General features: G+C 61.6%; 1 protein-coding gene. It reads left to right on the forward strand.

Features of this window, described 5'->3' with window-relative positions; translation table 11 throughout:
- Positions 1–50: 50 nt before the first annotated feature.
- Positions 51–255, forward strand: a 205-nt coding sequence (locus R0J92_RS24620) for a hypothetical protein (RefSeq protein ID WP_411053616.1), incomplete at its 3' end; no start/stop codon positions are given.

Here is a 255-nt window from a genome sequence, read left to right on the forward strand (position 1 = left end):
GCCGAGACCGATAAAACCGATGTCCATCTGTGGCTCCGTCTTCTAAAGATGTGGAAGTAAAGCACAGCCACGCGACAGATGCAGGAAAAGCACGCAACGGCGCGCAGTGCGATACTTCGACGATGGTCACCGCGACTTTCCGCTTCTACGAGGAGCTGAACGATTTTCTCGCCCGGCCGCTGCGCCGGCGCGCGTTCGCCTACGCATGCGCGCGCGACGCGACCACGAAGCACGCGATCGAATCGCTCGGCGTGC

Origin of the sequence: Tritonibacter sp. SIMBA_163 (assembly GCF_046535935.1) — a bacterium.
Taxonomy (GTDB): domain Bacteria; phylum Pseudomonadota; class Alphaproteobacteria; order Rhodobacterales; family Rhodobacteraceae; genus Epibacterium; species Epibacterium scottomollicae.